Below are 12,918 nucleotides of genomic sequence, written 5' to 3' on the forward strand. Positions count from 1 at the left end.
TCTGGCGGTCAGTGCACCGCCGACTCGGGCGGTGCCTCATGCGCCACCGCCTTGTTCGGCCCTGGCACCGATCGGCGAGCCAGCAACGAGTACATGGTAGGCACGACGAAAACAGCCAGCACCGTGCCCAAGCTCATGCCACCCACAATCACCCAGCCGATTTGCGTGCGGCTCTCAGCGCCCGCACCCGTGGCCAGGGCCAGAGGGACAGCGCCCAGCACCATGGCCCCGGTGGTCATCAAGATCGGGCGCAGGCGCTGTGCAGAAGCCTTGATCAGCGCCTCTTGCATGGCCATGCCCTGCTCGCGCAACTGGTTGGTGAATTCGACAATCAGAATGCCGTGCTTGGTGATCAAGCCCACCAAGGTGATCAGTCCAATTTGCGAATACACGTTGAGCGATCCGCCCGTGAACTTGAGCGCCAAGAGCGCCCCGATCATGGACAGCGGCACCGACAGCATGATCACAAAGGGGTCGATGAAGCTCTCAAACTGGGCGGACAACACCAAAAAGATGAACAGCAGCGCCAGCACAAAGACAAGCACCAAAGCCCCCTGCGAGCTTTTGAACTCCCGCGAGGTGCCGTTGAGTTCGGTGGTGTAGCCAGGCTTGAGCACCTTGGCCGCCGTTTCATCCATGAATTGGATGGCTTGACCCAATGAGTAATCGGGGGCCAGGTTGGCGGTAATGGACACCGAGCGGCGCTGACCAAAGTGGTTCAACTCGCGCGGTGACACGCTCTCGCGCACTTTCACCAGACTCGACAAGGGAATCATGGTGTCGTTGCGGCCACGCACCTGGATCACGTCGATGTCGTCGGGCGTGTTGCGGGCCGAAGGCAGGGTTTGCACAATCACGTCGTACTGCTCGGCATCGCGTTTGTAGCGTGTCACCACCCGGCCGCCCAACATGGTCTCGATGGTGCGGGCCACCACATCGATGCTCACGCCAAGTTCGGCGGCTTTCACACGATCGACCTCGATGCGCAGCTCGGGTTTGTTCAAGCGCAGGTCCACATCGGGCTGCAAAATGCCCGGATTTTTAGCCACCTCGTCCATCATTTGGCGAGCCACCGCGCTCAGGTTTTGGTAGCTGTCCGAGGTCTGGATCACGAAGTTCAAAGGCCGCTCACGGAAACCCTGACCCAGCGATGGTGGGGTGATCGGGAAGGCATTGACACCGGACAAGGCACCGAATTTCGGCCCCATTTCCCGGGCGATTTCCAGTGTGGTGCGCTGGCGCTCGTCCCAGTCAACGGCCCGGTAAATCACCGAGCCCTGACCCACCGTGGGGTTGCCCATGCTGGCAAAAATACGGTCGAATTCAGGATAGGCTTGACCAATTTTTTCCAGCGCACGCGCGTAGCGGTCGGTGAACTCCAGGGTCGAGCCATCGGGCGCGTTGATGGTTGCCAAGATCGTGCCCCGGTCCTCCAGCGGCGCGAGCTCTTGCTTCATGGTGGGGTAGATGTAGGCAATGCCCGCACCACAAGCCAACATGACCAGCAGCACCACCCAGCGGGCACGGGTCAAGATCAAGCGCAACAGGTTTTCATAGCCGTTTGACAAAGCCGTCAACCAGCGCTCCATGCTGCAGTCAAACCAACTGGGGTTCGGGTTGTGGCGCAGCAGTTTGCTGCTGAGCATGGGTGCCAAGGTCAAGGCCACAAAACCAGAGACGATCACCGGACCGGCCAGCGCCAGCGCAAATTCGCCAAACAACTTGCCAGTTCGCCCGGGCGTAAAAGCCAGGGGCGCGAAAACGGCCGCCAGCGTCATGGTCATAGCGATGACCGCAAAACTGATCTCGCGAACACCCTTGATGGCCGCAGAAAACGGGTCCAGCCCCTCTTCGATGTGCCGGTAAATGTTCTCCAGCACCACGATCGCATCGTCCACCACCAAACCAATGGCCAGCACCAGCGCCAGCAGGGTCAGGGTATTGATGGTGAAACCCGCCAAGGCCATCATGGCGAACGCGCCAATCAAGCTGACGGGGATGGTGATGATCGGGATGATGGACGCACGCACGGTGCGCAAAAAGACAAAAATCACCAAGGCCACCAGCACCACGGCTTCGACGATCGTGCTGAACACGCTCTTGATGGAGCGGTCAATGAACACCGAGTTGTCGTTGGCGATGTCGATGGTGATGTCCTCCGGCAAATCGGCCTTCAGGCGGGGGATCATCTCCCGCACCCCAGCCGACAAGTCCAGCGGGTTGGCCGTGGCCTGGCGGATCACGCCAGCCGAGATGGCCGATTGGCCGTTCAGGCGCACCAAGCTGCGGTCGTTGGCCGCGCCTTCCCGGATTTGCGCCACATCGCGCAACTTGACCGGAAAGCCATTGACACTGCGGATCACGATCTCGCCAAACTGACCAGGGCGGTTCAGATCGGTTTGAGAAGACACGCTGAATTCGCGGTTGGTCGACTCGATGCGCCCGGCCGGCAGCTCCAGGTTGTTGCGGCGAATGGCGTCTTCCACGTCTTGCGGCGTGAGCTTGTAAGAAGACAAGCGGGCGTGGTCGAGCGACACCAGCATGGCGTATTTGCGCTCACCAAAAATGCGCACATCGGCCACACCGGTCACAGTTTGCAGGCGCGGCTTGACCACGCGGTTGACCAAATCGTTGATCTGCAAGGCGTTGAGTGTGTCGCTGGAAAAAGCCAGCCAGATCACCGGAAAGGCATCGGCTTCGACCTTGGCGATCACAGGCTCTTCAATCGTCTGCGGCAAACGGTTGCGCACACGCGACGTGCGGTCACGCACCTCGGCAGCGGCGGTGTCGGCGTCCTTTTCAAGGCGAAAGCGCACCGTGATTTGCGACTGCTCGGCGCGGCTGATGGAGGTGATGACATCCACCGCATCGATGCCCGCGATAGAGTCTTCCAGCGGCTTGGTGACCTGCGACTCGATCACCTCGGCCGACGCCCCCACGTAGCGGGTGGTCACGGTGACGGTGGGCTCATCGATCTTGGGGTATTCGCGCAGCGACAGGCTCTTGAAGCTGACTGCACCGATGAGCACGATCAACAAGGACATGACCACGGCTAACACGGGCCGCCGGATGGAGACTTCAGCGAGCTGCATCGGCGCCCCTCAGGCATGGATTAGGGCCAGAAAGGACCAGGTTTCGGGCGGCGGACTGTCCCGGCTTAGCCGCAGCAGCCGGTCCGGAGCCTTGCGAAGCCGGGGCGGGTGCACCCGTTGGTGCCGCGCCGGAAGCCGGTGCCCCAGTAGCCCCCCCTGCAGCGGGCGATGCCGCGCTGTTTGCACCACTCGGCGCATTGCCAGCGGCAGGGGCAGCACCCGCTGCCCCGGAAGGCCCGGCACCGGCACCGGCAGCCACTTTAGCGCCTGAGGGCTGCGACAAGTCCACCACGCGCACGGCCGTAGCGTCTTTTTGCAATCGCTGGTGACCCGCCGTGACCACGGTGTCGCCTGCGGCCAGCCCTTCCAAAATCTCGACCTTACCCGGCTGGCGCAAACCCACTTTCACCGCCACGCGCTGGGAGACCAGCGTGTCAGGCTTTTCACCCGCCACCACCTTGACCACAAAGCTGCGCCCACCCTGAGGAATGATGGCCTCCTCGGGAATGACCAAGGCGTTCTCACGCGAGCCAAACACCGCATTGACCCGCGCAAACATGCCGGGGCGCAATGACTGTTGGCGGTTGTCGATGCAGCCGCGCACCCCGACCGACCGGCCATTGGCCTCAATCAAGGGGTCCACCGCCTGCACGATGGCCGTGAAGGGCAGACCGGGCAAAGCATCCACCGTCAACAGGGCTTTTTGGCCGGCACGAATCTTGGCCTGAAAGCGCTCGGGCAAGCGGAAATCCAGCAGCACCGCGTCCAAGTCTTCGATGTTGACCATGTCCGCGCCGTCTTTCAGGTAATCGCCCACATTGAATTGCTTGAGGCCAGTGATGCCGTCAAACGGCGCCAGCACCTTCAAGCGCTGCAAGCTGGCATCGGCCAAGGACAGCTTGGCGCGTGCAACCTCCAGCGCCGCCCCGCTTTCATCGAGCGATCGCTTGCTGATGAAGTTTTGCCCCACCAGCTCTTGGTTGCGTTTATGGTTGGACTCGGCAATCGACAGCTCGGCCCGGGCTTGCAACACCTGTGCCTGCTGCAGTTGGTCTTCAAACTGCACCAGGACCTGGCCCTTGCGCACGCGTTGTCCATCGTTGAAAAAAATCTGCTTGACCCGACCGGCCACTTCGGGACGCAGCACCACGCCCTGACGGGAGCGCAAACTGCCCACCGCTTGGGTTTCGTCGACCAAGGTGATGCTTTCCACCTTGGCCACTTCCACAGCGGGCGCCTTGGTGCCTGCAGCGGCGGGTGTTGTTGTTGTTGCAGAAGACGGTGTCGTTGTGGGCGGCTGACGCTGCGCCCACCAAGCCACACCGGACACGACGCCCACCCCGATCAAGGCCATCAGGGTATATTTTTTGTTGTAAGCCATTAAAGAAGTCCCGACACAATCAAAACGCAAACAGTTTTGCAATGTAACAGTCTTGTGGGTGCTTCCACATGGGGAAAACTGCCATCTATGGCCTGGCGACAACGGCAATCAGTCAACTTTACAGTGCGTTGAGATTCAGCCCATCAACGCCTCAGGACCTGTTCTACGCCTTGATTGGCCAACGCATCAGCACGCTCATTGCCCGGATCACCGGCATGCCCCTTGACCCACCGCCAGTCGATTTGGTGTCCCGAAGTGGACACCACAGCGTCCAATTTTTGCCACAAGTCGGCGTTTTTGACCGGCTGCTTGGCAGCGGTGCGCCAGCCCCGGGCTTTCCAGCCGTGAATCCACTCGGTGATGCCTTTGCGCACATATTCGCTGTCCAGATACAGGGTAACCTGACAGGGACGCTTGAGCGCCGACAGGCCTTCAATGACAGCGGTCATCTCCATGCGGTTGTTGGTGGTGCCCAGCTCGCCGCCAAAAAGTTCGTGCACATGCTTGCCCGACTGCAGGCGAACGCCCCAGCCGCCGGGTCCGGGGTTGCCTTTGCAAGCCCCATCGGTATGGATTTCAACGTGGTTCAACATGTGTCTTTCGAGGCCGTCTGTCGTCCAATGGAAGTGTCTGACCGGGCCACGGGCACGGTCGCTGCAGCGGGCGATCGTACCGTGCGCCAACGCCTGCCATTGAGCAAGAGTCCGCCGGGCACCCTTTTGGTAGCCAAGAGCAGATAGACCCCGCCCAAAATCGGACACCAGCGCTGCCCCATGGCATCCATCCAGTCCAGGCGCTGCATCCAGCGCTCACTGCCCAAAGCGGGCGTCCAGCCGCCAAATCGGCTGACATGCACCTCAAACCCCAGCAAACGCAACCAATCGCGCAACCGCCGATAGCCCAGCAACGAGGTCAAGGCCGGCTCAGCCGGATGGCGCCTGCGTTCGCTGTGCGCTTGCTGCCACCCCCAAGCACTCAGTGGATTGATTCCGGTGATGAGCAGTTGGCCTTCAGGAATCAAGACCCGCGCTACTTCTCGCAAACAGGCATGGGGGTCCATGGAACGCTCCAGGGTGTGGGGCAAGACCACCAAGTCCAGGCTGTCTGCAGGCCAGGGCCAGGCACGGCTGTCCAGCCCCAAATCGGGGACAATGCCAGCCTGGCGCCACAACAAGGGGGCCGATTCGAATTCGGGTTGCGCCACCCAACGGTGGGGCATGCGGTTGGTGCGCAAAGCCTGCAGATCGGGCCAGCCCAATTGCACGGCATGGTAGCCAAACACATCGGCCAGCAATTCATCGGCCTGTTGTTGCTCCCAGGCCAGCAAGCGTGAGGCCACTGGCTGGCCCAAACCGGCCAGCCAATCTGCTGATGAATGCTTACTTTCTATAATCTGATGCTCCATGAAACTCATTGCCTTGCCCGCGTTCTCAGACAACTACATCTGGTTGCTGCACGATGACCACCATGCCCTGGTGGTCGATCCCGGGGAGGGTGCGCCAGTGCGGCAGTGGTTGCAACAACACCCCCATGTGCAGTTGGACACGATTCTAGTCACGCACCACCACGCCGATCACACGGGCGGCGTGGCCGACCTGGTCTCGGCCACCCAGGCCCGAGTGTTGGCCCCGGCCATGGAGCCCTTGCCCCTGGCAAGCACCGGCGTTCAAGAAGGCGATCTCATCGACTGGCACGGCCTGAACCTGAAAGTTCTGGATGTTCCCGGGCACACGGCCGGTCATGTGGCTTTTTGGGGCCAACCGGCAGGGCAAGACCCTGTCCTTTTTTGTGGCGACACCTTGTTTTCTGGGGGATGCGGGCGGCTTTTTGAGGGCACGCCTGCACAGATGCTCGACTCATTGGACCGCTTGGCGGCCCTGCCCGGCGACACCCGGGTGTGCTGCGCCCACGAATACACATTGTCCAACCTGAAATTTGCCCTGGCGGTCGATCCGGACAACACCGCTTTGCAAGCCTACGCCCGGTCCTGTCATGCCCTGCGTGACCAAGGCCTGCCCACCCTGCCCGTGGCGCTGTCCACCGAGCAGGCCATCAACCCCTTTTTGCGCAGCCGCAGCCCCAGTGTTGCTACAGCGGTCAAAAACCGCGATGCACAGGCGCTGGATGACATCGCCACTTTTGCCGCACTGCGTGCCTGGAAGAACGAATTCCGATGATCTCTCGCTTGTCTACTCGCGTATGCAGCACAGTGGGCAGGCCACTGCTGATGGGACTGGGGCTGTGCCTGACACTGTGGCTGGCCGGTTGCGCCACCCCCGCCGGCGTGCCTGCTGCGCCAACGGCCACAGTAGCCATTGCAAACTCGCCAGCAGTAACACCGATTGAGACACCAGTTGCGCTCGATCCAGTCGCTACCGAGCGGCCCGTGTTACTCAAGCCTCAAAGCAGCCTGGGCTTGACACCATCCATGGATGTTTGGGAGCGAATTCGGCGTGGCTTTGCCATGCCCGACCTGGACAATGAGCTGGTGCGCAACCGCGAGCAGTGGTATGCCAGCCGACCGGACTACATGCTACGCATGACCGAGCGCTCACGCCCTTATTTGTTTCACATCGTCGAGGAGCTGGAGCGGCGCAAAATGCCCACCGAGTTGGCTCTTTTGCCGTTCATCGAATCGGCCTTCAATCCCCAGGCCGTCTCCAGCGCCAATGCGGCAGGCATGTGGCAGTTCATGCCGGCTACTGGCAAGTATTTCGACCTGAAACAAAACCTGTTCAGGGACGACCGACGCGACGTCCTCGAATCCACCCGCGCGGCGCTCGACTACCTGCAAAAGCTCTACAACATGTTTGGCGACTGGCACCTGGCCCTTGCCGCCTACAACTGGGGCGAAGGCAGCGTGGGCCGCGCCCTGGCCCGCAACAAGTCGCTAGGCAAACCCTTGAACTACAGCGACTTGAACATGCCCAACGAGACACGCTTTTATGTGCCTAAACTTCAGGCCGTAAAAAACATCGTGGCACAGCCCGAAGCCTTCAACACGCAGCTGCCATTGATTCAAAACCACCCCTACTTCAAAAGCATACCCATCGAGAGGGACATTGATGTGGCGGTGGCCGTCAAACTGGCCAATGTCAGCCTCGAAGACTTCAAGGCACTGAACCCGTCCATGAAGCGCCCCGTCATCCTGGCCGCTGGCACGCCGCAAATATTGCTGCCATGGGACAACGCCACTGTCTTTGAAAACAACCTGCAAGCCCACGCCAACTTGCCCTTGGCCACCTGGACCGCCTGGCAGGCCCCGCGCACCATGAAGCCCGAAGAAGTGGCGCAACAACTGAACATGCCCGTCGATCAGCTGCGCTCGGTCAATGGCATTCCGCCCAAGATGATGGTCAAGGCAGGCTCCACGCTGCTGGTGCACCGAAAAGGTCAACTTGACAACGATGTGACAGGGCACTTGGCGGACAACGGACATCTGTCTTTGGCGCCTGAAATCGTGCTCAAACGCATCTCTGTTAAAGCGCGCAAAGGAGATTCACTGGCCAGCCTGGCCGCAAGGCATGGCGCCACAGCCGCCAACATGGCCTCATGGAACAAGCTGAAAATCAACAGCCCCCTGTCTGCAGGCCAGGCACTGGACATCTTGGTGCCCTCTCAGGCACCCCGTCGTGTCACCAAAGCGCCCGGCAAATCTCCTCAGCGCCAGGCCGTTGCTGCGCAACATAAACCGCCCGTCAAAGCCAAACGCTGAAGCCCTTTGCAGCCTCCTAGGATGCATCGCTCTGGCACCAATCAGGCCGCAAATCTGCCTTTGGCCTTGATGGCAAAGAGATTGGTGTGGGCCTGTGGCAATCGGATGGTATGGACCAAACCCGGCAAACGTGAATGCGCACGCCAAGCGTTGAACACCGATTCCTGCGGAATCAGGCCATCCATGGCATAAGATTCGCGCAGTTTTTCAAATGCACCCAGGTACAACGCCCTGTCCCCCATCCAGTGGTGCGAGGGCACGGCTTTGAGCAAGTCCGTCGGCCCCGCCGTTTGCATCCATTTGAGGGCATGCACCACGCCGTCAGCCAAGGCCTGAGCCACTGCGGGCTGCTTTTGTAAAAAATCCGCCTTGGCAAACAAACAGGCACCGGGCACGGCCCCACCCATCACTTTGCGAGTGGACATCAGCGTTCTGGCCTCGCCCAGCAAACGGATTTCGTTTCTCTGCTCCAGTCCATGCATGACCGGATCAGGGTTGCACAAGGCATCAATGGCACCACTGCGCAAGGACTCCACCGCACCCCATGAGGAGCCCACCTCCACAAATGTCACGTCCTCCGGCAAGAGACCGTTTTGCAGCAGCCACTGACAAGCCATCCAATGGGTACTGGAATCCAATGCCGAGACCCCGACACGAGCACCTTTGAGCGCCATGAAAGAGCGCAAGTCTTTGTGGGCCGACACACCAAAACTGACTTGCGGGGTTCTGCCCAACAAGACAAAGGCCAGGTAGTTGAGCCCTTTGCCGTGCAACCCAAACAGGTGCTCAAAGGCCCCACTTACCACATCGGCCTGCCCATGAAGTGCACTGTTCACAGCCTTGGCACCCGCCTCATGCGACTGCCACTCCACCGTCAGGCCAGCCTGTTTGAAATAGCCCAATTGCTCCGCCAGGGTCAGCGGCAATTGGTAGAGACTCTGCCTGGCCACCAAGGCCACGGTCACGCGCAGCGGCTGGCGGCTCTGCTCCATGGCTGCCAAGCCTGGACGGGCGCCCAACAAGGTGCCCAAAGCCCCCAGCAACATCACGCGACGACGACCAGCAACTACAGACAAAAACCCGCTCCCGAGGAACATCGAACATTCGATGCCTCAGCATACGAAAAGCCACCAGATTGCGCATCGGGAATGATCCCAAGCGGGTTTCCACGTAATGGATTGCAATGATTGATCCGGCCCTGTGAAGATTGCAGGCTGACTTCAATCTTGCACCTTGTGGGAGCCAGCCCTGCTGGCGATCTGACGCTTGTGGACCACCGGCTTTTCGCTTGGCTGGCAAGCTCCCACAAAATCCGCCCAACGGGCAACACACGGCTCAGACTTCAGCGGGCCGAATCTACAGGTGAAAAGTGGGAGCGCTCAGCGCCGATCGACAAGGGCATGGGCGATGGTGCCCAGATCCACATACTCCAGCTCGCTGCCCGCAGGCACCCCGCGCGCCAGGCGCGTGACCCGCAAGCCTTGCTGGCGAATCATCTCCGAGATCACATGGGCTGTGGCCTCGCCTTCAGCGGTGAAGTTGGTCGCCAGTATCACCTCGCTCACCACCCCGTCCGAGACACGTTGCTTGAGCTTGGCCAGGCCAATGTCGTGCGGGCCGATGCCATCGAGTGGACTGAGCTTGCCCATGAGTACGAAATACAAGCCCCGGTAAGTGCCCGTGCGCTCAATGGCCGACTGGTCGGCAGGAGTTTCAATCACGCACAGCTGGGAACGATCGCGCATGGCGTCCTGGCAGGTGTCGCACAAGGGCGCTTCGGTGAAGGTGTGACAGCACTCGCAGTGGCGTACGTTGTCCACCGCGTTTTGCAAGGCAGCGGCCAATTGCCGTGCCGTGGCCCGGTCGTTTTGAAGCAGCTGAAAGGCCATGCGCTGGGCCGATTTGATGCCCACCCCCGGCAAGCCCTTGAGGGCTTGGACCAAAGTGGCTAAGGCGTGGGTATCGGCCATACGCTGAGGTCAATCCATCAAAAAGGCAGTTTCATGCCGGGGGGCAGACCGGCGGTGAGTTTGCCCATTTTTTGCTGAGAAACCTCTTCAGCCTGGCGCACAGCGTCGTTGAAGGCGGCGGCCACCAAGTCTTCGAGCATGTCTTTGTCATCGGCCAGCAAGCTGGGGTCGATGGTCACGCGGCGCACATTGTGCTTGCAGGTCATGAGCACCTTGACCATGCCCGAGCCCGATTGGCCTTCGACCTCGACAAAAGCCAGCTCATCCTGGGCTTTTTTCAAGTTGTCCTGCATGGCTTGGGCTTGTTTCATCAAGCCGGCCAGTTGTCCTTTGTTGAACATGTTGTTTCCTTTGTTGTGGAGAGAAATAAAAGCGCTCGGTGTCAGATCAACTTGATGCTGCCGGGCACGATTTTCGCGCCAAAGTCTCGCACCATGGCCTGCACGAGCGGGTCGTTTTCGATCAAGGCTGTGGCCGCCACCATCTTGGCAGCAGCAGCCACGGCCAGACGCCGAGAAGGGCTGTCGGTGACAGCGCCCTGTTCAATGTTCAAGCGCACATCGCCATGCCCGGCTGCCTGGAGCGCAGCTTGCAAACGCTCGCGGCTGGCCGGGTGGTTCAAAGAACTCTGCTCAACGCGCAGCAACCATTGCGCGCCTTCACGCGTCATCAGTTGCGATTGCAGCGCCAGCTCACGCACCAAGGCAGTAATGACCTCTTGCGTGATCAAGCCCTGAACCAACTCAAACCAGGCATCGCCCTGCGGTGTGGGCTCCAGCACGACGGCGGCCGGTTTGGGCACATCCACACGTGACGAACTGGACGACTCACGCACCGGCAAGACCCGAATTTGCGGGCCTGGCTTGTGGGACTCCTGCTCGGACATAGACGCGACAAAACCATCGACGGCATCGCCGCTGCCGACCTCGTAGTCCACAGGGTCGGGCATGTCTTCCCAAGGTGGTGGTTCGGACACGTCTGGTGCGGGATCGGGTGCAGGCCTGTGGTGAACCCCGGCAGCAGAGGGCGGCGGCGCTAATTGGTGCGAGGCAGCAGGAGGTGTCACCAACGAAGCCTGGCGGCGGGGCAAGGAGGACAGCTCTGTGGGGGGTGTGTTCTGCACAGCGCCTGAACCTGCGGCCCCGACATCGGGCATGCTCGGCACCATGTCACTGGGTGGTGGGGATGCGGCTGGCGTGATCTGCTGTGCAGGAGTTGAGCGCTTGGAGTCCGGTGTGTGCATCACCGCCTGTGGTGTCGGCATCACCGCCTGTGGTGGTGCTGAAACTGCTTCAGCTAACGGCTTGGGGCTGATGCGCGGACTTTTTTTTTCAGCCGACCCCGCCTGGGGTTTGAAAGCCAGCAAGCGCAACAACACCATGGTCAAGGCCGCGTACTCGTCAGGGGCCAGGCCCAGCTCGGTGCGGCCGTGCAGGCACAGGCTGTAGAGCAACTGGGTTTCTTCAGCAGGCATCAGGTCCGCCAAATCGGCAAGACCCTGCGCGTCAGGGTCATCGCCGTCTTGCGCCATGCCAGGCACCATCTGCATGACCGCCATGCGCTGCAGGAGCATGGCCATGTCTTCCAAAGTGGCCGCCGCAGAAACGCCCTGAAGGCGCAAGGCATTGACCTGCGCCACCACGGTAGCACCGTCGCCGTCAGCCAGTGCACGAATCAAATGCAACACATGGCTGCGATCCACACTGCCAAGCATCTGGCGCACACCGGCTTCTTGCAATTGACCATTGCCAAAGGCAATTGCCTGATCCGTCAGGCTCAACGCATCACGCATCGAACCACGGGCCGCACGCGACAAGAGGCGCAAAGCCTGTGGCTCGGCACTCAACTGCTCAGCAACCAAGACCTGCGTCAGGTGCTCAAAAACCGTCTCGGGCGCCATGGGGCGCAAATTGAACTGCAGGCAACGCGAGAGCACCGTGACCGGCACTTTTTGCGGATCGGTGGTGGCGAGCACAAATTTCAGATATTCCGGCGGCTCTTCCAGCGTTTTCAACATCGCATTGAAGGCGGTGTTGGTCAGCATGTGCACCTCATCGATCATGAAGACCTTGAAGCGCCCTTGCACCGGTTTGTACACCGCCTGCTCCAGCAAGCTCTGCACCTCGTCCACGCCCCGGTTCGAAGCGGCGTCGAGCTCGGTGTAATCCACAAAGCGGCCTGAATCAATGTCACGGCAAGCTTGGCAAACGCCGCAGGGTTCAGCGGTGATGCCGCCTTGACCATCTGCGCCCTGGCAATTGAGGGATTTGGCCAAAATTCGCGACACCGTGGTCTTGCCCACGCCCCGGGTGCCGGTGAACAAATAGGCATGGTGCAAGCGCTGCTGCACCAGGGCATTGGTCAGCGCCTGAACCACATGCTCTTGCCCCACCATTTCGGTGAAATTGCGGGGGCGGTATTTGCGCGCGAGAACAAGGTAAGACATGATGTTGATTCTATCGGGCCGACAGCGACCTTCCGACAGGGCACCCCATCAAAGCCAGAGACCGCCAAGAATAAACAGGAAAAGCGAGGCAGCGCACAGAAATCACCCCAAGCTCGCCTACAATCACCCCCGACGGGCCTTCCCGCATGGTGAAGCGGCCAACCGGGTCAGGTGGGGAACCAAGCAGCCCTAACTGTGGAGCCAGTGCCGGGGTCAAGGCTCGTCAACTTCCCCACAAGTTAAAAACCGCACCGGGTGATTCAGGCCTCAATGGTGTCTGTGTCTGTCACAACAAAAACCCGCACCGTCTCTCA

Annotated in this window: 10 protein-coding genes and 1 other RNA gene; 3 read left to right on the plus strand and 8 right to left on the minus strand. The window is 60.5% G+C overall.

From position 1 onward, the window contains the following. Window positions 1-8: 8 nt before the first annotated feature. The 4 genes from AMM33_RS20005 to AMM33_RS20020 form a co-directional block, all read right to left on the minus strand. Entirely contained in the window at window positions 9-3,092 is a 3,084-nt protein-coding gene (locus AMM33_RS20005) for an efflux RND transporter permease subunit (RefSeq protein WP_090143003.1), read from the minus strand. Further along, window positions 3,079-4,473 (minus strand): efflux RND transporter periplasmic adaptor subunit, encoded by a 1,395-nt coding sequence (locus AMM33_RS20010; protein WP_090143004.1) that lies wholly within the window; start codon window positions 4,471-4,473, stop codon window positions 3,079-3,081. Before AMM33_RS20010 ends, AMM33_RS20005 begins: the two co-directional genes overlap by 14 nt. A gap of 143 nt (window positions 4,474-4,616) precedes the next feature. After that, window positions 4,617-5,063, minus strand: a complete 447-nt coding sequence (gene rnhA / locus AMM33_RS20015) for a ribonuclease HI (RefSeq protein ID WP_090143041.1) — start codon at window positions 5,061-5,063, stop codon at window positions 4,617-4,619. Further along, complete coding sequence (locus tag AMM33_RS20020; RefSeq protein ID WP_090143005.1) at window positions 5,060-5,878, minus strand: class I SAM-dependent methyltransferase; 819 nt, start codon at window positions 5,876-5,878, stop codon at window positions 5,060-5,062. Before AMM33_RS20020 ends, rnhA begins: the two co-directional genes overlap by 4 nt. Here AMM33_RS20020 and gloB point away from each other — a divergent pair. Next, a complete protein-coding gene (gene gloB / locus AMM33_RS20025; protein WP_090143006.1) occupies window positions 5,877-6,650 on the plus strand; it encodes a hydroxyacylglutathione hydrolase in 774 nt (257 codons plus the stop codon). The genes AMM33_RS20020 and gloB overlap by 2 nt on opposite strands. 50 nt (window positions 6,651-6,700) lie before the next feature. Further along, window positions 6,701-8,188, plus strand: coding sequence for a transglycosylase SLT domain-containing protein (locus AMM33_RS20030; RefSeq protein ID WP_090143042.1), 1,488 nt, complete (start codon window positions 6,701-6,703; stop codon window positions 8,186-8,188). Window positions 8,189-8,229: 41 nt separating this feature from the next. Here AMM33_RS20030 and AMM33_RS20035 read toward each other — a convergent pair whose 3' ends face one another. The 4 genes from AMM33_RS20035 to dnaX all read right to left on the minus strand — a co-directional run bounded on the left by AMM33_RS20035 (window position 8,230) and on the right by dnaX (window position 12,604). After that, window positions 8,230-9,264, minus strand: a complete 1,035-nt coding sequence (locus tag AMM33_RS20035; protein WP_228768271.1) for an ABC transporter substrate-binding protein — start codon at window positions 9,262-9,264, stop codon at window positions 8,230-8,232. Window positions 9,265-9,567: 303 nt separating this feature from the next. After that, window positions 9,568-10,158 (minus strand): recombination mediator RecR, encoded by a 591-nt coding sequence (gene recR, locus AMM33_RS20040; RefSeq protein WP_090143008.1) that lies wholly within the window; start codon window positions 10,156-10,158, stop codon window positions 9,568-9,570. 17 nt (window positions 10,159-10,175) lie between these two features. Next, the gene (locus tag AMM33_RS20045) at window positions 10,176-10,499 is read right to left on the minus strand and encodes a YbaB/EbfC family nucleoid-associated protein (RefSeq protein ID WP_090143009.1); all 324 of its coding nucleotides are present in this window, start codon (window positions 10,497-10,499) and stop codon (window positions 10,176-10,178) included. Between the two features lie 41 nt (window positions 10,500-10,540). Then, window positions 10,541-12,604, minus strand: a complete 2,064-nt coding sequence (dnaX, locus tag AMM33_RS20050) for a DNA polymerase III subunit gamma/tau (protein WP_090143010.1) — start codon at window positions 12,602-12,604, stop codon at window positions 10,541-10,543. A 131-nt stretch (window positions 12,605-12,735) separates the two neighbouring features. Between dnaX and ffs the strand changes: the two genes are divergently transcribed. Beyond that, an RNA gene (gene ffs / locus AMM33_RS20055) (signal recognition particle sRNA small type) lies at window positions 12,736-12,832 on the plus strand. The last annotated feature ends 86 nt before the right edge of the window (window positions 12,833-12,918 follow it).

The organism is Limnohabitans sp. DM1 (assembly GCF_001269385.1).
Lineage (GTDB): Bacteria > Pseudomonadota > Gammaproteobacteria > Burkholderiales > Burkholderiaceae_C > Limnohabitans_A.

Coding starts and splice junctions, on each gene's coding strand:
- AMM33_RS20005 (WP_090143003.1), bottom strand. CDS start 3,092: ATGCAGCTCGCTGAAGTCTCCATCCGGCGGCCCGTGTTAGCCGTGGTC.
- AMM33_RS20010 (WP_090143004.1), bottom strand. CDS start 4,473: ATGGCTTACAACAAAAAATATACCCTGATGGCCTTGATCGGGGTGGGC.
- gloB (WP_090143006.1), top strand. CDS start 5,877: ATGAAACTCATTGCCTTGCCCGCGTTCTCAGACAACTACATCTGGTTG.
- AMM33_RS20020 (WP_090143005.1), bottom strand. CDS start 5,878: ATGGAGCATCAGATTATAGAAAGTAAGCATTCATCAGCAGATTGGCTG.
- AMM33_RS20030 (WP_090143042.1), top strand. CDS start 6,701: ATGGGACTGGGGCTGTGCCTGACACTGTGGCTGGCCGGTTGCGCCACC.
- recR (WP_090143008.1), bottom strand. CDS start 10,158: ATGGCCGATACCCACGCCTTAGCCACTTTGGTCCAAGCCCTCAAGGGC.
- AMM33_RS20045 (WP_090143009.1), bottom strand. CDS start 10,499: ATGTTCAACAAAGGACAACTGGCCGGCTTGATGAAACAAGCCCAAGCC.
- dnaX (WP_090143010.1), bottom strand. CDS start 12,604: ATGTCTTACCTTGTTCTCGCGCGCAAATACCGCCCCCGCAATTTCACC.